We start from the raw sequence: 21,034 nt of genomic DNA, 5'->3' as shown, positions 1-21,034 counted from the left end.
CGGTTATGCTTCCGGCTCGAAGTCACCAAGTTCAAAGCCCGTGCCACCCCCCGGGAGCAATTCATGAGTGTGTTGAGCGGTTCTTCCATCCTGGTCACCGGAGCCACGGGCTCCTTCGGGAAGGCGTTCCTGGGTCACGCACTGGCCAATCTCGACCCGCAACGCATCGTGGTGTTCAGCCGCGACGAGCTGAAGCAGTACGAGGTTCGCCAGATGTTCGGCGACGACCCCCGGCTGCGCTTCTTCCTCGGCGACATCCGCGACAAGGACCGGCTGGCCAGGGCCATGCACGGCGTCGACCATGTCGTGCACGCGGCCGCCCTCAAGCAGGTCGACACCGCGGAGTACAACCCGTCGGAGTTCATCGCGACAAACATCAACGGCTCGCAGAACGTCGTCGACGCCGCGATCAACGCCGGCGTGCAGCGCGTTGTCGCGCTGTCCACCGACAAGGCATCCAGCCCGATCAACCTGTACGGCGCCACCAAGCTGGTCGCCGACAAGCTGGTCATCGCGGGCAACCACTACGCCGCCACCCACCCGACCCGCCTGTCCGTCGTGCGCTACGGCAACGTCATGGGCAGCCGCGGCTCGGTCGTGCCGTTCTTCCGCAAGCTCAACGCCGAGGGCAAGAGCCTGCCGATCACCGACAAGCGGATGACCCGGTTCTGGATCACCCTCGAGCAGGCCGTGCAGTTCGTGGTCGACTCGTTCGATGTGATGCAGGGCGGCGAGCTGTTCGTGCCGCGCATCCCGAGCATGCGCATCCTCGACCTGGTCGAGGCGGTTGCGCCGGACGCGCCCACGCATGAGATGGGCATGCGCCCCGGCGAGAAGCTGCACGAAGAGATGATCGCCGCCGACGACAGCCGCCGGACGCTGCGCTTCCCCGACCGCTACGTAGTCCAGCCGGTTGTGGCGAGCTGGGGCTACAAGACGCCCGAGGGTGGCGAGCCGGTCGCCGACGGCTTCAACTACCGCTCGGACAACAACGACCTGTGGCTGGAGGTCGACGAGATGCGCGACCTCATCAAGGAGAAGTGATGCTGCCGTACGGACGGCAGAACGTCACCGAGGACGACCTCGCAGCGGTCACCGCGGCGCTGCGCAGTGACTGGCTGACCACCGGTCCCCGGGTCGAGTTGTTCGAGAACGACCTGACCCGGATCGCCGGTGCGCCCTGCGTGTCGGTCAGCAACGGCACCGCAGCGCTGCACACGGCGTACGCGGCGGCCGGAATCGGGCGCGGTGACGAGGTCATCACCACGCCGATGACGTTCTACGCCACGGCCGGTACGGCTTCGCAGCTCGGTGCGACTGTGGTGTTCGCCGACGTCGAAGAGGACACCGCGAACCTGGACCCGTACGCGGTTGAGGCGGCGGTCACCTCGCGCACCAAGGCGATCGCGGCGGTCGACTATGCCGGGCACCCGGCCGAGTACGACGAGCTGCGCAAGATCGCCGGTAGCGCCGACGCGGTGCTGCTGGCCGACGCGGCGCACGCGATCGGGTCGTCGTACCGGGGGAAGCCTGTCGGTTCGCTAGCCGATTTGACCACTTTCTCGTTCTTCCCGACGAAGAACCTGACCACCGGCGAGGGCGGCGCAGTGGCCGCGCTCAGCTCCGAGTTGCTGCAGCGGGCCCGCACGTTCCGCTCGGTCGGCGTGGTGCGTCAGGATCTGCGGCGCCCGGACGAGGGTCCCTGGTTCCACGAGGTGCACGAGTTCGGGCTGAACTACCGGCTGCCCGACGTGCTGTGCGCGCTCGGCAGTTCGCAGTTGCGCCGGCTCGGCGGATTCAAGGCCCGCCGGCAGCACCTGTCGCGTCGCTACGACGAGCTGCTCGCCGGGGTGCCGGGTCTGCGCCTGCCCACGACCCGCGACTACGTCGACCCGATGCGCCACCTCTACCCGGTGCGCGTGCTCGACGGACGGCGCCGCGAGGTGTTCGAGCGGCTGCGCACGGCCGGGATCGGGGTGCAGGTCAACTACATCCCCGCCTACTGGCACCCGGTGTACGAGGACCTCGGTTACCAGCGCGGCATGTGCCCCAACGCCGAGGCCTTCTACGCCGAGGAGATCTCGCTGCCGCTGTTCTACGACCTCACCGACTCCGACCAGGACCACGTCATCGAGGCCCTGCGCACCATCCTGGAGAACTGAGCACCGTGCACCACGCCAACCACTTCTACGGCCACGCGCACGTGCTGGCCGAGTATTGCGGGCTCGATCCCGACGATCCACCCCGGATCAACGGCTACCTGCAGCACGGCTGGAACGTGGTGGACGGGCTCGGTGCGGGCACCCCGTACGTCTCCGGGCGGCCCATCTACGTCTGGTCCGAGCAGACCCGGCGCCGGGCGCGCTCGATGGGCCGCCGCTACGCCACAGTGGTCGGGGCGCCGTTCCTGTACCTGCTCGCCTTCAGCGAACCGGCGGCCGAGACACCGCGGGAAGGCACCATCTACTACCCGTTCCACGGGTGGGAGGGCCAGCACGTCGCCGGCGATCACCAACGGCTCATCGACGAGATCCTGGAGACCGAGGACGGCCCGGTCACCTTCTGCCTGTACTGGCACGAGTACCAGGATCTGCGCACGCGCCGCCGCTACGAGCAGGCCGGCCGGGTGATCTGCCACGGCTACCGCGGGCTGCGCTGGCAGGACACGGACACCCGGTTCCTGCACAACCAGCTGGCCGAACTGCGCAAACACCGGCGGGTCGCCTCCAACCGGCTGAGCAGCGCGGTGCTGTACGGCGCCGCGGCCGGCTGCGAACCGGCCGTGTACGGCAACCCGATGCACCTGGCCGGCGAGGTGACCACGATCGCCGGGCGCATCCGCCGGCAGTGGCCGGAGTTCCACGCCAAGTTCCCCGACCCCGCGATGGCAACCCGGTCGGCGCTCAACGAGCTCGGCGCCGACGTTCTCGCTTCCCCTTCGGAGCTGCGCGTGACCCTGGGATGGCCGGCATGACGAACGTGCGACACCTCGGCGGCGAGATGGCCGACTGGTTCGATACGGAACCGGCCGGCGGGCCGGCGTACGGGTTTCTGCTGGAAGCTTTGCGGCCGCTTGTGCCGGCCGGGGGGCGGGTGCTGGTGGCCGGTCCGCATGAGGCTTCGGTTGCGGGGGCGCTGCGGACGTACGGGGAAATCAATTGGCTTGTGCGCTCTCAGCCTTCGCTCGACGAGACCGGCGTCTCGGTTCTGTGCGGGACCCTCGCCAAACTGCCGGACGATGAGCAGTACGACCTGATCGTGGCGCTGGACGGGGTTGGCCGGCTCTGTTCGGTGGAGGGTCCACAGCTCGACTGGGCCGAAAGCGTTCAGGTGCTGAGCCGCAGCCTCAAGCCCGGTGGCGCCCTGCTGCTCACCGTCGAAAACGAGCTGGGCGTGCACCGGCTGGTGGACAGCGTGACCGCGACCGCCGCGCACACCGACGCCGGCTGGAACCCGATCGGCGAGTACGACGATTCCAAGCCCGGCACCCCCGACCGCCTGCGCGACCATTTCACCGCGGAGGGCCTGACCACCGGCTGGCTCGGCACTGTCTGGCCCCTGCCCAGCGCGCCCACGCTGGTGATCGACGAACCACGGCTGAAGTACGGACCCGCCGGTGCCCTCGCCGCCGTCGCCGCCAGCGTCACCGCCGCCGCCTATGCGACACGCCCGGTGCTCAGCGACCCTCGCCGGTTGACGGCCTCCGCCATCCGCGGCGGCATCGGCGTCGAACTGGCCCCCGCCTGGCTGGTCCTCGCCTTCCGCGGCCCTTCGCCCGCTGCTGTGTCGCTGCCCGCTGCCGTGCTGCATGGTGGGCTGCTGCCGCCGCTGCCGGATGGGCGGCTGCTTGAAGAGATGCTGATCGCCGCCTGCCTGCGTCACGACCTGCCCGTGCTGCGCCGGCTGCTGAGCAAGCTCGTCACGGTGCCGACCACAGCGGACAACGTGATCGTCGACGGTGACCGGTTCATCGCACTCAACCCGTCAATCGTCGTCGAGCCGCCGACCGCCGTCCAGCGGTTCGCCGAGACGCTGATCGCCGGTGGCTATGACCATCCGTGGCCGCACGCCGAGTCCCTGACCGCAGTGCTGCAGGCAGCGGCCGGCCTGACCCCTGACCTCTCGTTGACGCTTCCTGCTCCCACCCCCGTGCGGGAGCGCGAGGAACACATCCGGCGGCTGGAAGAGCAGCTCGCCGATGCCGCCACCCGGATCCGGTACGTCGAGAACGAGCTCGTCAAGCGCGACGCCGAGCTGCGCAAGGCCCGGATCCAGATCGACATGTTCAGCGGCAAGGTCGGCTACCGCATCTCCAAGTTCGGGATGCGCGCCGCCCGCGCCGCCCGCCGCAGACTAAGGAACGATTCGTGAAAACCCTCGGTATTGTCCAGGCCCGGATGGGCTCCACCCGGCTTCCCGGCAAGGTGCTGCGGCGCCTCGGGGGTCGTACCGTGCTGGACCGGGTGGTCCGCGCGGCCCAGGACAGCGGCGTGCTCGACGACATCGTGGTGGCAACCACTGTGGAAGACCGGGACGACGCGGTGGCCGAGGAGTGCCGCCGACTGGGTGTGCCCGTGTACCGGGGACCGGTCGATGACGTGCTCACCCGGTTCCTCGGTGTGCTCGACGCCTTCTCCGGTGATGAGCCGGACGCGGTCCTGCGCTTCACGGCCGACTGCCCGCTGCTCGACCCCGAACTGGTGACGCTGGCCGCCAACGTGTTCGCGGCAACCCCGGACCTGGACTACTTGAGTACGTCGATCGCGCGCACCTTGCCGCGCGGGCTGGACGTGGAGATCGTCCGGACCGAGGTGCTGCGCCAGATCGACAAGCTGGCCACCGAGCATCACCGGACGCATGTGACGTCGTACGTGTACTCGCACCCGTACGATTACCAGGTGCTCGGCCTGACGCTGCAACCCGACCTGTCGCATCTGAGGCTCACCCTCGACACCGAGGACGACTGGCGCCTGATCGAGTCGATCGTCGCGCACTTCGGTGACCGCCCGGTGCCCGTTCGCACGCTCGCCGGCTGGCTGGCCGACCGTCCCGAGCTGATCGGGCTCAACGCCCACGTACGCCAGAAGGAACTAGCTCAAGCGTGACCGTCACCGTTGGTATCCGCTGCGACGCGGGCCCCCGCACCGGCGTCGGCCACCTGGTCCGCTGCGTGGCCCTGGCCGAAGAACTGACCGCCCGCCGCGTGGCAGTCCACTTCCTGAGCGACCTGGGCGGCGTTGCCTGGGCAGAGCAGCAGCTCACCGGTCGTGGCCTGCCCTGGCACCCGGCGCCGTACGACGAGGTCGGCTTGGTCTCTGCCGCAGACCGGCTGGCCTTGGACGCGGTGGTGATCGATTCGTATACCCTGCCCCCGTCACACTCCCTGGCCCTGCGCGCCTCCGGCCGCCCGGTCCTGGCCATCGTTGACGGCGAGCTGCGTGGCCAGACCGCTGACATCTACGTCGACCAGAACCTCGACGCGGTGCCCTCGGGTGAAGGCGTGTTCCTGACCGGCCTCGGCTACGCGCTGCTGCGCCGGGCCATCCGGGACCTGCGGCCGTCTGCTGCCCCGCGGCCGTCCACCGCGGTGCCCAAGGTCGTGGCTTTCTTCGGCGGCACCGACGCCTACGGTGCAGCCCCGGTCGTAAGCCAACTCCTGATCGAAACGGGCGCGCCCTTCCACGCCACCGTCATCGCGGCCAACGACGACCTGCGCTCCCGGCTGGTTGCCCTGAAGGCGGGTGCCGGCCAGCACCTCGACATCATCGACCCCACCGACGAGCTGCCCGAACTCCTCGCCGGCGCCGACCTGGTCCTCAGCGCCAGCGGAACATCAACCTGGGAACTCCTCTGCCTCGGCCTACCCTCAGCCCTGGTCTGGGTCGTCGACAACCAGATCAACGGGTACGACCGCACGACCGCTCGCGGGCTCGCTGCTGGGCTCGGGCACCTGCCTGAGCTGGGCGGATCCGCTGGTGCGACGTTGCGGGGGTTGCTGGTGGACCCGGAGGCGCGGGGGGCGTTGGCCGCGCGGGCGTGGGCTGCGGTGGATGGCTTGGGAACCGCCCGGGTGAGCGACGCCTTGCTCGACACTGTCTAGGCGCGTAGCTGTCCGCCGTACCGGTGATCTGTCCAGGCCATGATCTTTTCGTCGATCTCGGTGGCGGGTAGCGGTCGCGCGAAATAGTGCCCCTGCGCCTTGCCTGCGCCGAGCAATGTCAGCTCGCGGGCCTGCTCCGCGGTTTCCACACCCTCGGCGATGGTGTCCATACCCAGCACCCGGCCCAGACGTAGCACCGCCTGGGCCACCGCGGCTCCCTCGGCTGAGGCGTCCAGGGTTGCCACGAAGACCCGATCGAGTTTGAGCATGTCGATGGGCAGATGGGTGAGGTTCTTCAGCGATGAGTAGCCGGTGCCGAAGTCGTCAAGGGCGATCCGGATTCCCTCATCGCTGAGGATGCGCAGGTGGGCGGCGGGGACGCCGTCGGCGATGAGCTGGCTTTCGGTCACTTCCAGCACGAGGTTCACCGGGTTCATGCCGGTTTCGCGGACGGTCCGGCGCACGTCGGTGCTGAAGCTGTCCTCCTCCAGCTGGCGGGCCGACACGTTGACGTGCAGGGGCAGCTGCGGCCAGCGGCGGGCGTACGTGCAGGCCTCGCGCAGCACCCAGCGGCCCAGCTCCTCGATCATGCCGATGCGCTCGGCGAGCGGGATGAAGGCTTCGGCTTCCAGCAGGCCCAGCCGCGGGTGCTGCCAGCGGGCCAGCGCTTCGAGGCCGACCAGTTCCTCGTCGGGCAGGCTGACGATCGGCTGGAACACCAGGCGCATCTGGCCGTCGGCGACCGCACCGCGCAGCTCGTCTTCCAGCGAGGGCTCGTTGTCGCCGCCCATCGTGTCGGCGAAGCAGGCCCAGCGACTTTCGCCGCCGCGCCGCTTGGCGTGGTACATCGCCACGTCCGCACGGTTCATCAACTCATCCGCCGCGTATTCCCCCGGCCCGGACAAAGCAATACCGATGCTGGCCGAGGCGTTGACCGGCGTTCCGTCGATGATGATGGGGGTTCCGGTGGCGGCGGCAATGCGCCGGGCCACCGCCTCGGCGTTCGCTTCGCCGCCGATGTCGTGCAACACCACCGCGAATTCGTCACCGCCGAGCCGGCCGGCCACATCAGCACCAAGAATGGCGTCCCGCAGCATGCGCGCGAATACCGCCAGCAACTGATCGCCGGCCTTGTGCCCCATGGTGTCGTTGACCTGTTTGAAGCCGTTCATGTCGATGACCAGCACCGCGGTCGTCTGACCACTCCGGCCACCGCGGTGCAGGGCCTGCAGGAGCAGACTTCGCAGCCGCGAACGGTTGGCCAACCCGGTGAGCCCGTCGGTGGCCGCAATCTCTTCGCTTTCCCGCTGCATGGCAACCTGGCGCAGCACCACGAGCAGGGTGATCCCGAAAGCGCCGATCGTCAGCCCGCTCCACGGAAACGCATCGTTCTCGCGCACCGCGGCGACAAGCATCAAGCCATAACCCAAAGCAATTGATCCGTACGGAAGATTGCCGCGCATCAGGCACCGCTCGGCACGCGGATCAGCGATCCCGGGCTGCCGGCACCTTTCCACCACCGCCGCGGCCATCAGGGCGAGAACGGCGATGACGCTGATCAGCTTGACTCTGTCGTCGAGCCGGGTCCCCCCGGTCACCGCCGTCACATATCCGGACCGCGCGTCCGCCGCGAACTGCACGACCACCGCGGCGACAAGCAGCATCACCGGGGTTCGCCCGACGCTCGGGCTGGCCCGGAAAAGAAGCCGGGCGAAACCCATCAACAGCAGCACATCCAGTATGGGAAAAGCGGACGCCGCGACCACGATCGTCGTATCGGCATGCACGCTCGGGCCGATGGCCAAGTACCAGACGAGCATCGAGCCGGCCGTCACCACGGTCAGCACATCGAACACGGCCTTACGCCGCTCCAGCGGGGTGATGGAACTCAGCGGAAACGAATAGGCGGCGAACAGCAGCACGGCGATGGTCAGGGCGCGGACCAGGTCGGCCGGCGCCGGAAAGACCAGTCGCGCATCGGGCAGCGCAAGCATCAGTGTGATGACGATCTGCAACAGGAACATCAGCGAAAGCGCCCACCACCCACGCTGCGCTCGTGCACCGATACCAGCGATTCGAGCCGCCTGCAGCCCCGCGACTACACCGCTGACAGCGGACACCGTGACAGGAACGGCGACGAACGGCGTAACAGCCGGCGTGAGCACAAGTCCCGAAATGCCGAGCACGGCCAGGCTTGCGATCGCGACGTGGACACGATTCCAGTTCACAGCTGCCTAATCGGTCACATTTCCTTCAGGTTGAGCTACTCGGCGGCTCGTAACGGCTCAGCGCTCGCCGGCGTGTGCCGAACAGACCTCCGGATCCTGAAAGCCCGGCTGGAGGTGCTGCCATGACGACCGTCCTCATCGTGGATGACGAAGCTGACCACCGCGAACTGATGACGCTCGCGTTGCGCCGGTTCGGGTACGAGGTCGTGGCGGTCGAGAATGCCGATCAGGCGTTGCGGGTGACTGCCGGTGGCGGGATCGACGCGGCACTTCTGGACGTACGGATGCCGGGTATTTCCGGAATTGAATTGTGCCGGCAATTGCGGGAGCTTCCGGGAACCGCTCAGCTACCCATCATGGTGGTGAGTGCGGATGTGAACGGTGCCCGGGTCATGGCGGCAACGAATGCCGGGGCCGACGACTATTTGACAAAGCCGTTTCACCGGGCCGAACTGGGTACGCGGGTGGAGGCTTTGCTGCTGCGGCGCGAACGGTCGGGGAACAAGCCGGCTACCGCGGCTGGGGCTGCTCGGTTGGCTGCGCGGGCTGCTGCTGCGCTGCCTTCTCCTGCGGTGCGGCCTGCTGTTGCTCAGCCTGTGCGGCAGCCGGCCTGATTCTGGTCGCTCAACTCTTCAGTTGCTTGGAACTTTGGTCGATCTGACCGTCGACCCTTGGACCGGGGCATAGTCCTTGGACGGCTGCCGGGGCGGCGGCCCCGCGCGTAGCGTGACGGACATGGATCTACGTAGGGACGAGCCACTCCTGCGCTACGGCACCCCAGCCGGTCGGTGGGTGCTGCTGGCCACCGTGCTCGGCTCGTCGCTCGCCTTCATCGACTCCACCGTGGTGAACATCGCCCTGCCCACGATCGGGCACGACCTGGATGCCGACGCCGCCGGCTTGCAGTGGACCGTCAACGGCTACGCGCTGAGCCTCGCCTCGCTGATTCTGCTGGGCGGGTCGCTGGGTGACCGGTTCGGCCGGAAACGCATCTTCACGCTCGGGGTGGCCTGGTTCGCGACCGCCTCCCTGCTGTGTGGCCTGGCGCCCTCGGTGGAGTTGCTGGTCGCCGCGCGGGTGTTGCAGGGCATCGGAGGTGCACTGCTCACGCCGGGCGCTTTGGCGATCTTGGAGGCCTCCTTCGTACGGGAGGACCGCTCGCGGGCCATCGGCGCCTGGTCCGGACTCGGCGGGATCGGCGGTGCGCTGGGGCCGTTCCTCGGCGGCTGGCTGGTGGAGCTGTCCGGCTGGCGGCTGATCTTTCTGATCAACGTTCCGCTGGCGGTTCTGGTGCTGCTCGTGACAGTGCGGCACGTGCCCGAGTCCCGCAACCCCGCCGCGGCCCGCGAGCTGGATGCGACAGGCGTGCTCACCGGGGCCATCGGGCTGGGTGGGCTCACCTATGGCTTCACCGCCTGGCCAGCCAACGGCCCCGGCAGTCCCACGGTCATTTTCTCACTGCTGGTGGGCGTGCTCGGCATGGCCGGGTTCGTGCTCACCGAGCGGCGATCACGGCACCCGATGCTACCGTTGGCGATCTTCGGGTCCAAGGCGTTCACCGGCGCCAACCTGGTCACCTTCCTGGTGTACGCGGCCAACGGTGGCGTCTTCTTCCTGGTCGTGCTCAATTTGCAGGTGGTGGCCGGGTTCAGCCCGCTGACCGGGGGCATGGCCCTGCTGCCCGTGACGGCGATCATGCTCCTGCTCTCGGCGCGGTCTGGGGCGCTCGGCCAGCGGATCGGGCCGCGCCTCCCGATGACCGTGGGACCGTTCGTCTGCGCGGCGGCCCTGCTGTGGATGTCACGGATCGGGGCGGGGGCTTCGTACCTGACGGATGTGCTGCCGCCGGTGATCGTTTTCGGCCTGGGGTTGTCGCTGCTGGTGGCGCCGCTGACTGCGACCGCGCTGGGTTCGCTGGACGACGCGTATGCCGGGGTGGCCAGCGGGGTCAACAACGCGGTGGCTCGGGCAGCCGGGTTGCTGTCGGTTGCCGTGCTGCCGCTGGCCGCTGGCATCGGATCGGGGAACCTGACGGACGCGGGGACTTTGCACCCGACGTACCAGATGTCGATGGTGATCTGCGCGGGTCTGATGGTTACTGGCGGGGTGCTGGCCGCCGTGTTCGTGCCCACCCGCCTTGCCGCGCATGCCCCGGAGAAGGAGCGGTCCTACTGCGATGTGGCCGGCCCGCCGGTGCACCACGCCGGCGAGGCTCATGCCGGTCCCCATCCTGGTGCCGGAAAATGAATACCGCCGGACGGCGGCGGCTGATGAGATGCAGCCATGCGGCCATCTCGCAAGCCACCCAAGGTCTCCCCCGGCGATCGCGTCGCGGTGCTGTCACCGGCGTCGGCTGCGCCCGCGCTGTTCCCCGCCGTGCACGAACAGGGGTTGCGGCGGCTGCGCGAGGTATTCGGCGTCGAGCCCGTCAAGTTTCCCACCACCCGGCGGGAAGCCTCGCCGCAGGAGCGGGCGCGGGACCTGATGGCCGCGTACGCCGACCCGAGCATCCGAGCGGTGATGGCCGCCATCGGCGGCGACGACCAGATCACCGTGCTGCGCCACCTCGACCCCACGCCGTTCCAGGCCGACCCCAAGCCGTTCTTCGGTTATTCGGACAACACGAACCTGCTGAACTGGCTCTGGTACCACGGCATCGCGGCGTACCACGGCATGTCGACCATGGTCCAGCTCGGACGCGGAGGGGGTGTAGAGCCCATCGTCGAACGCTCGCTGCGGGCCGCCCTGTTCGACGGCGGCGACCTCGAAATCGAGCCGGTGTCAGAGTTCAGCGACGAGGAGATCAGCTGGGCCGAACCCGACTCCCTGATCCGCGCCCCCGAGCCCTACCCGCACCCCGGCCGCATCTGGCACCGCCCGGACCGAGTGGTCACCGCGCCGACCTGGGGTGGCAACCTCGAAATCCTGCACTGGACCGCGGCGGTCAGCCGATGGGTCCGGCCCGCCGAGGACTATGCGGGCTGCGTACTGCTGCTCGAAACCTCGGAGGAGATGCCCCCAGCCACCGAGGTCTTCCGCATGCTCCGCGACTTCGGCGAACGCGGCCTGCTCGAACAGTTCCCAGCCGTCCTGGTGGGCACCGCCAAAGCCACCCTGTTCCTGAACCCCCAGCCCCGAGAACGCCGCGAAACCTACCGCAAAGACCAACGCGCAGCCATCCTCGACGCCTTCACCTCCTACGCCCCCGCCACCATGCTGGTCTTCAACGTCGACCTGGGCCACACCAACCCCCAATGGGTCCTCCCCTACGGCAGCACGGTAACCGTGGACGGCCCAGCCCGCCGCCTCACCGCCCACTATTGATCACCCTCGCAGCGCTTGCACCCTTGAGCCCGTCGCTGCCGTCAGCGCTCACGTAATTCCCCCAGAGGTCCGCGATCCGCTCACGTAATTCCCCTGGTTCGCGCTCGTCATGGGCTACCGGGCCGCTCGTGATGTTCGTGAAGGGGACGGCGAGCGTTCCGCCGTAGTTGCCAAGATCCTTTCCTTCTCACGTAGATCATCTCCCGCCGGCAAGCCATTTGGGGAGCCGATGGCGAGGACGACGTTCCACGTGATAGATATAACCGAGATCCTGGCGCACTGGTACGCGGGCCGGTCTCAGTACGACGTCGCGGCCTCGCTGGGAGTGGACCGCAAGACGATCCGCCGGTATGTCGAGGCAGCGATCGCGGTGGGATTCGTGCCAGGCAGGGCACCGCCGATGAGCCAGCAGGACTGGGCGCCGCGGGTCGAGCAGTGGTTCCCGCATCTGACCGATACCCGGCTTCGGCAGGTGACCTGGCCGGAGTTCGCCAAGCGTCACGACTACATCGTCGAGATGCTGCGGGCCGGGGTGACCAAGGCGACGATCCACCAGCGGCTGCGTGACGAGCACGCGGTGACCGGGTCGCTGGCGTCGTTCAAGCGGTATGTCACAGCGAACCTGGCCGAGGACGCGGTCCGGGAGAAAGCGACGGTGCTGCGGGCCGACCCCGAGCCAGGTCTGGAAGGGCAGATCGTCTATGGACTGCTCGGCTCCTGGACGGACCCGCGGACCGGCCGCTCGCAGCGGATCTGGGCGTTCGTCATGGTCTTGTCGCACTCGCGGCACATGTTCGTACGGCCGGTGATCAGCATGGACCAGGCGTCATGGACGACCAGCCGCGCCCGTTTCGACACCGAGACCACCTGGAAGTTTCGATTTCGGCGCCAACTCGAAACTGCCCGCCGCGCAGATTCGTGACCTGGCCGCGCTGCGCTGGCTGCAAGCCGGAGAATCGATCATCCTCTACGGCGGCGTCGGCGTCGGGAAAACCCACGCCGCCCAAGCCATGGGACACCTGGCCATCCGCGCCGGCGCCGAGGTCCGCTTCCGCAAGACAAGTCGCATCCTGGCCGATCTGGCCGGCGGCCACGCCGACCGCACCTTCGACAAGCGCCTGGCCGCACACGTCAAAGCCGACCTGCTCATCCTCGACGACTTCGCGATGCGCGAGTTCACCCCCGGTCAGGCCGATGACCTCTACGAACTGCTCTCCCAGCGCATCGCCGAAGGCCGCTCCAACGCGATCACCACGAACCGGGCCCCGCAGGACTGGTATTCGCTGTTCCCGAACCCCGTCGTCGCCGAATCGCTGCTCGACCGGCTCATCAATAACGGCCACCAGGTCTTCATGAACGGCCCCTCCTACCGGCCGAACAAACGACCCAGGGCGCAGGCCACCAAGTGACTGCCCAGCCGACGCCTCCCGGCACCACCCATCCGGCACCCGGCTTCGGCATCCCGGACCGAGCCGAACGCGAGCGGCGCAGCGCCGCTCTGCACGCCACCAACACCGAAACCGGCCTTGGGACGACATTGGCCGCCCCGCACCATGGCCCGACGACATCGAGGACTGGACCACCGACACCCGCCAATCTCCCGCCCCAGAACCCGGACAGCCACCGTTCTGACGACGTCGTTCACACCTGACCGAGGCCCTTAACCAGTCCCACTCCATGAGCCCAAGCCAGGTTGATGGCAGGCTGGTCGTGCAGACGAATTCGGCCAGAGCGGCGGCTGAGCTACTCGTGATATTCGCGTCCGTAGGTCTTGGCGCCGTCCATCATGTTCCGCAGGTTGACAGGCGCGTTGTAGCCGAAGGTGCGCTCGAAGGACTGGTAGCCCTCCTCGGATGATTCGGCGCTGCGCGGGAGCATTCTCTCGGCGAAGGCGTCGAACGCGGCGTCGATGTCGTCCGGGTTCTCGGCGATGAGGGTGCCGAGTTCCGCGCCGTCGAAGAGCGCCCAGTTCGCGCCGTCGCCGTCGGGCGGGGTCAGGTGCGCGGCGTCGCCGACGAGCATCACGCCGGGCCTGCGGTCCCAGGTGTGCCCGAGCGGGAGTCCCCAGATGGGACGGACGACGGGGTCGGTGTCCCCGCCGGTGATCAGCTCGGTCAGTTCCGGCGCCCACCCGTCCCCGAGTTGGTCAGCGATAACCTGCAGTGCCTGCTCCCGGTCGGCGAGGTCGACGGGTTCCGCCCAGGCGAGCGGTTTCTTCATGACGGCGTAGACGTGGATGATGTCGTTGGCTTCGCGGTGTCCGAAGATGCCGCGGCCGGGCTGCATCGCGAGCATCGCGCCACGGCCGACGATCTCCGCACCGTCCCGATGGCGGGCTTCGACGTCGTGCAGGAACGTCTCTGCCCACAGGGTGCCGGTGTACTCCGGGGCCGCCCCGTTGAGATAGGCCCGCACCCGGGACCACGCGCCGTCGGCGCCGACGAGCACGTCCGCGTCGACCGAGTCGCCGTTGGCGAACATGACGGTGTGGGCGTCGCCGGTGGCGTGGATCGATGCGACCTTGTGGTCCCAGCGGATGGTCCCCTCAGGCAGGGACTCGACGAGGATGCGGCGCAGTTCTCCCCGCAGCACCTCAGGGTTGGTCAGTTTGCCGTCGTCCGGGATCTCGCCGACGACGTGACCGTCGGGGTTGAGGAACCGCATGGCCTCGGCGCCCGGGTTAACGATGGAGTGGAACTCGTCCGTCAACCGGCACCGTGCGAGCGCGACTTGGCCGTTGAAGTCGTGAATGTCGAGCTGACCGCCCTGCGTGCGGGCGTTCAACGACTCCTCACCCTCGTAGAGCACCACGGGAATGTCGTTGAGGTGCAAGACACGCGCGAGCGTAAGGCCAGCGAGGCCCGCTCCGATGATGACGATGGGCTTCATAACTTGTTCGATCTCCTTGATAGGCGTGACAGAGACGGTCGTGAGCGAACCCGGAGTTCCTCTTGCCGCAAAATGATTATGCCACAAAACTATTCTCGAACAAGATCGCATGGCCCAAATTATTTTGCGGCTAAACTATCCTCACGAGTGCCGTGCCACCGGAGGACATGACCATGGACAAACCCCCGCGACCGCCATCGCAGCGCGAGCGCGTGCTGGACGGCCTGACGGCGTTCGGAGCCGCGCAGAGCGAGCTGCTCCGGCTGTTCGCGCGCACCAAGGGCATGCATGTCACCGACGCCGCGGCTGTCGTGCAGATCATCGAGCACGAAGATGCCGGCCGGCCTCTCACCCCGGCACGTCTGGCAGAGCGCATTGGCCTCTCGCCCGGTGCGACCTCGATCCTTCTCGCTCGCCTGGAGACAGCAGGCTTCATCGACCGGACGCGAGAGCACACCGACCGCCGCATCGTCACGCTGCGATCCACGAGGGCGATAAACGAGGCCGCAGACCACTTCTTCGAACCCCTGGCAAAACAGCTCAACGCCGCGCTGGCCGAGTTCACGGCCAAGGACTTGGACCTACTACTCTCGGCCACCGACCGCTTGCGCGCACTGGTGGAGGCCTACGCCATGACGCAACCCGAACCAACTGGGCACCCAACGGCCGTCGCCTCGCAGCAACTCCCCTGACCACAAGCACACGGGGCAGGCACCACCCGTTACAGCGCCGAACTCCCCCTACCGGCGCCGATGAACCCCTACTCGGCTCTGATCACAGCCCAGTGCTGGCCGAAGCAGCCGTCACAATCGGCCATGTAGCCCTAGCCGTAGCCGCGCGCGTCCATGTCGTACCGCTCCAGGTAGTAGGCTGTCGTCTGGTCGGACATCGTCCAGTAGGACCTGCTCGAGACGGCCCGCTACCCGGCCATCCAGTGCACTCGGCCAGCTGGACCGGGCCGACCTCGAGTGATGCTTCCAGGCACCTGTCGTTCGCGTTCGAGCGGAACCCCGAGGTAGGCGCGTCGAAGATCCAGAGCTCAGCAAGTTGCCTGCTCTGCACGCACGGCATCATGCGGACCTCGGTTCCCGTGCCGCTCGATTTCGCGTCGACGGCGCACAGGCACGACCCGGTTCCGTCGAGCCGCCTGATGAACAACGGCTTGCCCGGAGACGGTGGCACGCCGGCCTCGGCGGGCGCACACCGTGATCGCTTATAGCGCATCGGCATTTTGCGCGGTGATGCGCGTGGCCTTCCGTTGAGCCCGAAACCAGTCCCATTCCGTGAGCCCAAGCCAGGGGAATCACGTTAGCGTCAACACGCTGCCGACCCCGCTCCGCCGCACGCGCTCCGCCGCGCCCACGCGTCGCCGTCACCCCAGTACGTTGCGGAAGAGCAGCTCGGGATCGAGGCTCATGGACGCGAAGTTGCCCTCGATTTCCAAGCTCACAAACCCATGCACCCGGCTCCACAACGCCACCGCCCGCAACGCCACCGCCGGATCCACCGGCGCGATGCCACGCTTCGCCGCCCAAACGGTGAACTGCTCAGCAAGCTCAGGCATCGGCTGCCCTGAGCCCAGATCAAGCGCGGACGGCACCTCGTCCGACCCCGCTCCAGCCGCCATTGGCGCTCCGCCCACCCCTACGCCGGATACGTGAGCTTGGTTCCCATCCGCATCGGTTGCCGCCTGCGCCCCGGCCGCGCCGAGCACCGCCAGCAGCGTGTCCATGCTCCGCTGCGACGCCGCGACCAGCCGATCATCGTGCGCGTCGTAGCCAGGCAGCGGCGCGGCGAACAGCAGTCGATAGCGGTGCGGCTGCCCCAGCGCCCAGGACCGGTACGCCACTGCCACAGCCCGCGCGTCCGTCGGAGCGGCCCGCAGCGCCTCAGCAAGATCGGCGTAAGCGTCCAGTACCAGCTCAGTCAGCAGCGCGTCCCGGCTGGCAAAGTACCGATAGAGGGCCGGCCCCGAGACACCAAGATCCTTGGCGATGGCGTTCAAGGAAAGCGCTGACGGGCCGCCCTCGGCAAGCTGCCGCAGCGCCGCGTCCTTCACTTCCTCTCGCATCTGTGCCCGGAACCGATCACGGATGCCGCCCGAAGTCATGCCGCTGACGCTACCGGGAGTGGAAACCGAAAGAGTGATGGGCTCACCCGGTTACGCGGCCAAGCAGCGCGGCAAGGCGGCGGCCAAGCAGCGCGGCAAGGCGGCGGCCAAGCAGCGCGGCAAGGCGGCGGCCAGGCGAGGGCAGGGAGGTGAGACCACTTCCGCCCGCGCCGGGCAAGACGGATCGAGAGCGGACACGGACGGCGTGCGCTCGCCCTGACCGAAGCCCGACGTAACAGTCAAGCAACCGATCAGGGCGAGCAATCACATCAAGGCAAGCACATCATGCAAGGAAGAAACCTCAGCGAGCAGCAGGAGCGAACCGCCGCAGGTGAGCAGTAACAGCCTGCTCAGCCGAAGCCGCCCGGCTGACAGCACCAGCACCCGAAGCCGGCACCTGAGTCCAGTCCGGGTGACCAGGCATGGGCGGGGTCTTCGTGCCGTACAGCCAGTCGTTGAGGAAGGTGTGCAGGTCCTGGCCCGAGACGCGGGAGGCCAGGGCGATGAAGGCGGCGGTTGAGGCCGACTTGCCCTTGTACTTGCTCACCCAGGCGCGTTCGATTTGCTGGAACTTGGTCTGGCCGACTTTCTGGCGCAGGGCGTAGAGGGCCAGGGCGCCGCCGTCGTAGACGTTGGGGTTGAAGACGTCCCAGATGGAGTCGGACTTGGCCGGGCGGGCCACCGGGCCAAAGCTGGCGCGGAAGCGGTCGCCGACGCTGTAGACATTCTTGAAGTACGAGTCCAGGTCGGCAAACCCGGTGTAGTCCTCCAGGTAGCCGCTCTCATCCGCATAGGTGAGTTCGTACCAGGTGGCGTGGCCTTCGTTCTGCCACACGTCGCTCCACACCGATGGAGCCACGCTGTCGCCGAACCATTGGTGGGCCAGTTCGTGGGTCATGACCGGGTTGAGCACGAAAGCGGGGGCACCGAACAGCCCTGAGTCGTACAGCGAAAGCGTCTGTGTCTCGAGGGCGAAGCCCAAGTTGGCGTCGATGACCAGGGACCCGTAGTTCTCGAACGGGTAGTGTCCGACCTTCTTCTCCATCCAGGCAACCTGCGCCCGCTCAGGCTCGGCCTTGGGCAGCAGCGTGTTCGCCAGCCGGGTGGGAACGACGTCGCGGATCGGCGTGCCGTTGACCGCGGGGCGGTTCTTCACCAGGAAGGCACCGGCCACCACCTGCACGAGTTCGCTCGCCATCGGAGCGGATTCACGGTAGCTCGACGAGACGTAGCCGGCCGTGGTGCGGTCACGCAGGTGCCGGCCGTTGGCAACAGCGGTCCAGCCCTTGGGCACGGTCAGCGTGATGGTGTACGTCGCCTTGTCCGATGGGTGGTCGTTGCTGGGGAACAGCAGGTGCGAAGTGTCGGGCTGACCGGCCAGCACCGTGCCATCGGGGGTGCTGACGAAGCCGACGGGAGAGTCAGCGTTCGCCGCGATCGGCGTGGCGGTGAACCGCTTGACTGTCACCTTGAAGCGCTTGCCCTTGCGCAGCGAGTGCCGCGGCGTGATGACCAGTTCGTCGCCGGAGCGGGAGAAGCGGGCGGAGTGCCCGTCCACGGTCACCGCGCCGACGGAGTTGCCGCCGAAGTCCAGGTCGAAGCGGGACAGATTCTGCGTGGCGACCGCTGCGATCGTCACGTCGCCGGTAACTGTCTGCTTCGGATCCTTGGCCGGGTACTTGATGCTGAGGTCATAGTTCTTGACGTCGTAGCCCCCGTTGCCGAGCAACGGATAGAGCCGATCGCCCAGTCCGGGCGCACCCGGCCGGGCGGCACCGCCGCTGGCGTAGGCCGGCGTGACCGCACCGGCGACGGTGATCAGCACGGTGGCGCCTGCGACGAGCGCGGCGGAAAGACGATTGCCTATCAACGCTGTCATGGCCGCGACGTTACGCGCCCCATACAACTATCGATACACCCCCATCGGTGTGGCTTTCCGTTACCAAAGCCCAGGAACGGCAAGGAAACGGTCAGCGGCGGCCTGGCCCACCGAGGTGGCCCGGCCGGACGTACGCGCTTGCTCAATTGCCCGATGCAATGCACCCAGCGCGAGATCGTCGAATGGCACCCGGTCGGCGGCGGATTCGTCCGCGGCCAATTCGCGCAGCAACAGCAATCCCCGCCCGGTCGCCTGCGCCGCGCTTGCTTCGAGCACCTTGAAATCAGTGCCGGGCAGGAAGACCACCCGCGACTCAGCGTGGTGCGCCCCATCCGGTTCCAGCAGACGGGTACGACGCCCGCTCATCGACCAGATCAACACATCCACATCCCCGGGCAACCCGGTGGGCGGGTCGATCAGCGCATGCGTGAAACCCCGTTCGCGCAGCACCCGCTGCTCCCGGATCCGACGCAGCTCCTCAGCGCTCAGGGCGGCGACTTGCATGGTGGCACCCCGGTGAGACGGCAGCCGGACCAGCCCACCGCTGACACACCGGGCGAAGGGCACCTGCGGCCCGTACCCGCCCGCGCGCAGTGCCTTGTCCACCCCGTCTCCCACTTCGGACAGATACAGCCGTACGGCCACAGCGTCGGCCATGGTGTCCGCACCCGCCTCGAACCCCGGGTACTCCGACAGGATCCGCGACACCGAACTGGCCGCCTGGTCGAACTCGCGGCCGAGCGCGTCGCGCATCCACACCCGCTCCTGCACGAGGGCGGCCCGGTCGGCGATGCCGATGCTCTCCGGCTCCGGCGCGTCCTGGAAACGCAGGGACCGCGGCTGCTCCGCGGAAAGGTGCCGCGGGGCGCTCCCGGCGGCTGCAAAGGCACGAGCGGCACGGGCAGCGGGGATGGTGGGCATCGACTGGGTTGCTTCGGCGACCGCGGCGAGCAGCCGTACCGCGGTCTCGGGCCTCAGCTCGGGGGCGTCGATGTCCGCGGGTGTGATCTTGGGGGTGGTCCCGGCGCGGCTCGGCAGGCCGGCGTCCCCGGCGACCTCCAGCGAGCCCTCGGCCCGGCCCGGCGAAGCCGCCCCCAGAACAGCGGGCACGGCCAGGCCCACAACCTCCACAGGCGGGGCGGGCGGACCGTCCGGCGCGAGTACCTTGTCCAGCTCCAGCTCGGCGGCGGTGTAACGGACCGTCATCCCGTCCGGCAGCGCTCCCCCGGCCGGCGCTGACACCCGCGAGGTCACCACCACCGCGGACGCGAGTTGCAGGCTGCTGCGTTCCCGGGTTGCGTTGTCGAGGCGTGCGACCAGGTCGTCGGCGAGCTCGCGCAGCCGGGAAGTGTGCGCAGGCAGGGCGTCCTCGACTACTACGGCGTGCACCGCGGGGTCGGCTGCGCGGGCACGGATGCGATCGGCGTGGCTGGGGGCGTCTTGTGGACGTACCCAGAGACCGCTCTGCAGAACTTCAACCACGGCGTCGTCGGCATAGCGGAAGACCAGGGGCGCGATCTCGTGGCCCAGGATGTCGGGGGCCTGGTAGCTGACGACGCGCGGCAGCTCGGCCGGGGCTGTCGGGCGCGGGCGCGGTGAGTAGCCCAGCTCGCGGGCATAGACCTGCCAGCCCAGGCGACCGTCGGGAGCCACCGTGTGCATGCGGGGACGGCTGGGATGACCAACCGGTACGCCGGTGAAGCAGACCACGGGCTGCCTGAGCAGGTCGGCGAGGGCCTGGCCGAGGGACTCGCCTTCGGGTAGCTGAACCGGTCCGTACTGGATGAAGCGCGCATGCCGGCGGCCCTCGTCGGCAAGCTCGCGCCAGAAGCGGGCAACATCATCGAGAGCCAACGGCGGCGTGCCAGGACAGCCCAACACGACGGTGAAAGCTTCAAACTGACACGGTACGGCCGAAGCCAGCCATTGCCAATGTTCGCTGAGCGCGGCGTCGTCGCGGGTGTCGCGGATCCAAGCCCCACCCGGCAACGGCTCGACCATGCCGTTGGCGCTGGTCGGCATGTCCTCGGTGGCCGCGCTGTCCCACACCGGCTGCGGATAGCGCTTGGCTTCCCAGCTCGGCGCGCGGCCGCGGTGGTAGCGCACCCAGCCGCTGCCCGCAGTGGCGTGCACGAACAGCCCGCCGGACGTGCCGCGGATCAGCTGCCCGTAGGGCGCCACGACGGATCGGCCGAGCCGGTCGGAGAGCCACTGTCCGGCCAGGACGGAGGTGTCCTGGACCGCTCCGCACACCACCAGGCGAATGCCCCGGCGCCGGCGCGGCAGGGCCGACGCTACCGATTCCCAGATGCCCACGGGCAGGTCGTCGTGCAGGTCGAGCACCACGATGTCGTTCTCGTCGTCCTCGACAACGCTGAGCGCAAGGGTCTGCGCTTCGGAACTGATTTTCTCCCGGGCGTGCAGGACGAGGGCGTTGCCGACGGTGTGCCTGCCGATGGCAGCCGTCTGGGCGAAGAAGAGGGCGGGCGCGGTGTTGCGCATCG

Annotated in this window: 18 protein-coding genes; 13 read left to right on the top strand and 5 right to left on the bottom strand. The window is 68.3% G+C overall.

Translation table 11 applies throughout. The annotated features are described in order from the left end of the window. Nucleotides 1-69: 69 nt before the first annotated feature. From pseB to TFC3_RS02600, 6 genes are read left to right on the top strand one after another with little or no spacing between them, the layout of a single operon-like run. Nucleotides 70-1,044 (top strand): UDP-N-acetylglucosamine 4,6-dehydratase (inverting), encoded by a 975-nt coding sequence (pseB, locus tag TFC3_RS02625; protein WP_067505818.1) that lies wholly within the window; start codon nucleotides 70-72, stop codon nucleotides 1,042-1,044. Then, nucleotides 1,044-2,162: a DegT/DnrJ/EryC1/StrS aminotransferase family protein gene (locus tag TFC3_RS02620; RefSeq protein ID WP_067495072.1), complete on the top strand. Its 1,119-nt coding sequence runs from the start codon at nucleotides 1,044-1,046 to the stop codon at nucleotides 2,160-2,162. Before pseB ends, TFC3_RS02620 begins: the two co-directional genes overlap by 1 nt. A 5-nt stretch (nucleotides 2,163-2,167) precedes the next feature. Continuing rightward, nucleotides 2,168-2,974: a hypothetical protein gene (locus TFC3_RS02615; protein WP_067495069.1), complete on the top strand. Its 807-nt coding sequence runs from the start codon at nucleotides 2,168-2,170 to the stop codon at nucleotides 2,972-2,974. After that, nucleotides 2,971-4,371 (top strand): hypothetical protein, encoded by a 1,401-nt coding sequence (locus TFC3_RS02610; protein ID WP_067505815.1) that lies wholly within the window; start codon nucleotides 2,971-2,973, stop codon nucleotides 4,369-4,371. Before TFC3_RS02615 ends, TFC3_RS02610 begins: the two co-directional genes overlap by 4 nt. Further along, nucleotides 4,368-5,105, top strand: coding sequence for a cytidylyltransferase domain-containing protein (locus TFC3_RS02605; RefSeq protein ID WP_082771823.1), 738 nt, complete (start codon nucleotides 4,368-4,370; stop codon nucleotides 5,103-5,105). The genes TFC3_RS02610 and TFC3_RS02605 overlap by 4 nt, the downstream gene beginning before the upstream one ends. Then, nucleotides 5,102-6,100: a PseG/SpsG family protein gene (locus TFC3_RS02600; protein ID WP_067495066.1), complete on the top strand. Its 999-nt coding sequence runs from the start codon at nucleotides 5,102-5,104 to the stop codon at nucleotides 6,098-6,100. The genes TFC3_RS02605 and TFC3_RS02600 overlap by 4 nt, the downstream gene beginning before the upstream one ends. On the opposite strand, the gene TFC3_RS02595 is transcribed toward TFC3_RS02600, so the two are convergent. Further along, complete coding sequence (locus tag TFC3_RS02595) at nucleotides 6,097-8,124, bottom strand: bifunctional diguanylate cyclase/phosphodiesterase (RefSeq protein ID WP_161952519.1); 2,028 nt, start codon at nucleotides 8,122-8,124, stop codon at nucleotides 6,097-6,099. The two genes, TFC3_RS02600 and TFC3_RS02595, sit on opposite strands and share 4 nt — an antisense overlap. Before the next feature lie 326 nt (nucleotides 8,125-8,450). Between TFC3_RS02595 and TFC3_RS02590 the strand changes: the two genes are divergently transcribed. From TFC3_RS02590 to TFC3_RS02575, 5 genes are all read left to right on the top strand, one after another. Beyond that, a complete protein-coding gene (locus TFC3_RS02590; RefSeq protein WP_067495061.1) occupies nucleotides 8,451-8,942 on the top strand; it encodes a response regulator transcription factor in 492 nt (163 codons plus the stop codon). A gap of 121 nt (nucleotides 8,943-9,063) precedes the next feature. Next, nucleotides 9,064-10,575, top strand: coding sequence for an MFS transporter (locus tag TFC3_RS02585; protein ID WP_067495059.1), 1,512 nt, complete (start codon nucleotides 9,064-9,066; stop codon nucleotides 10,573-10,575). Nucleotides 10,576-10,611: 36 nt separating this feature from the next. Continuing rightward, complete coding sequence (locus TFC3_RS02580; RefSeq protein WP_067495056.1) at nucleotides 10,612-11,652, top strand: S66 peptidase family protein; 1,041 nt, start codon at nucleotides 10,612-10,614, stop codon at nucleotides 11,650-11,652. A gap of 229 nt (nucleotides 11,653-11,881) precedes the next feature. After that, nucleotides 11,882-12,574 carry a hypothetical protein gene (locus TFC3_RS38465; RefSeq protein ID WP_173745291.1) on the top strand — a complete coding sequence of 231 codons (693 nt, stop codon included), beginning with the start codon at nucleotides 11,882-11,884 and terminating at the stop codon, nucleotides 12,572-12,574. Further along, nucleotides 12,552-13,061 (top strand): ATP-binding protein, encoded by a 510-nt coding sequence (locus TFC3_RS02575; RefSeq protein WP_369819663.1) that lies wholly within the window; start codon nucleotides 12,552-12,554, stop codon nucleotides 13,059-13,061. Before TFC3_RS38465 ends, TFC3_RS02575 begins: the two co-directional genes overlap by 23 nt. A gap of 334 nt (nucleotides 13,062-13,395) precedes the next feature. Here TFC3_RS02575 and TFC3_RS02570 read toward each other — a convergent pair whose 3' ends face one another. Then, entirely contained in the window at nucleotides 13,396-14,541 is a 1,146-nt protein-coding gene (locus tag TFC3_RS02570) for an NAD(P)/FAD-dependent oxidoreductase (protein WP_067495053.1), read from the bottom strand. A 212-nt stretch (nucleotides 14,542-14,753) separates the two neighbouring features. Between TFC3_RS02570 and TFC3_RS02565 the strand changes: the two genes are divergently transcribed. Further along, nucleotides 14,754-15,233 (top strand): MarR family winged helix-turn-helix transcriptional regulator, encoded by a 480-nt coding sequence (locus tag TFC3_RS02565; protein WP_236717949.1) that lies wholly within the window; start codon nucleotides 14,754-14,756, stop codon nucleotides 15,231-15,233. A 680-nt stretch (nucleotides 15,234-15,913) separates the two neighbouring features. On the opposite strand, the gene TFC3_RS02560 is transcribed toward TFC3_RS02565, so the two are convergent. Beyond that, on the bottom strand, nucleotides 15,914-16,651 hold the full coding sequence (locus tag TFC3_RS02560; protein WP_067495047.1) for a TetR/AcrR family transcriptional regulator: 738 nt from the start codon (nucleotides 16,649-16,651) through the stop codon (nucleotides 15,914-15,916). Between the two features lie 19 nt (nucleotides 16,652-16,670). On the opposite strand from TFC3_RS02560, the gene TFC3_RS02555 reads away from it, so the two are divergent. Continuing rightward, a complete protein-coding gene (locus tag TFC3_RS02555) occupies nucleotides 16,671-16,871 on the top strand; it encodes a hypothetical protein (RefSeq protein WP_153040070.1) in 201 nt (66 codons plus the stop codon). Nucleotides 16,872-16,952: 81 nt separating this feature from the next. On the opposite strand, the gene TFC3_RS02550 is transcribed toward TFC3_RS02555, so the two are convergent. Beyond that, on the bottom strand, nucleotides 16,953-18,530 hold the full coding sequence (locus tag TFC3_RS02550; protein ID WP_067495042.1) for a M1 family metallopeptidase: 1,578 nt from the start codon (nucleotides 18,528-18,530) through the stop codon (nucleotides 16,953-16,955). A 60-nt stretch (nucleotides 18,531-18,590) separates the two neighbouring features. Then, entirely contained in the window at nucleotides 18,591-21,032 is a 2,442-nt protein-coding gene (locus TFC3_RS02545) for a hypothetical protein (RefSeq protein ID WP_067495039.1), read from the bottom strand. Nucleotides 21,033-21,034 lie beyond the last annotated feature (2 nt).

Origin of the sequence: Actinoplanes sp. TFC3, from assembly GCF_001553785.1 — a bacterium.
Classification (GTDB): Bacteria; Actinomycetota; Actinomycetes; order Mycobacteriales; family Micromonosporaceae; genus Actinoplanes.
This window is presented reverse-complemented; position numbering and strand designations above follow the sequence as displayed.